This is a genomic window from Streptococcus sp. HMSC062H02 (genome assembly GCF_001813005.1).
Lineage (GTDB): Bacteria > Bacillota > Bacilli > Lactobacillales > Streptococcaceae > Streptococcus > Streptococcus oralis_S.
This window is the reverse complement of sequence record NZ_KV811119.1, coordinates 1-289: the sequence shown is the minus strand read 5'-3', so window position 1 is coordinate 289 and position 289 is coordinate 1. Positions and strand designations below refer to the sequence as shown.

Genomic DNA, 289 nt, shown 5'->3' with positions numbered 1-289 from the left:
CGTTGTATGTGAAAATTTGGTCACGATCAGCAAGCGTTTCCTCAGCCTTAGTATTGACATCTTTCTTGATCTCTGGTTCATCTGGTGTCGGTGGCGTTACTGGGACTTCATTGGAGTCTTTCGTAAAGCCTGGTTTATTTGGAAGATCTACCTTGTAAGTCGCCTTATTCGGAATCCGTATACGACCGTCTTCCTTCACATGTGCAGACAAGTTCGCACCAGCTTTGATCTTGGCGTCGAATGTTAATTCAACGACTTGACCGCCATTGGCTTTCACTTGGTCTTCTGT

1 protein-coding gene is annotated in these 289 nt (G+C 45.3%); it reads right to left on the bottom strand.

The window, feature by feature from the left end:
- Nucleotides 1-289, bottom strand: a 289-nt coding sequence (locus HMPREF2885_RS04705; RefSeq protein WP_148131136.1) for a hypothetical protein, incomplete at both ends; no start/stop codon positions are given.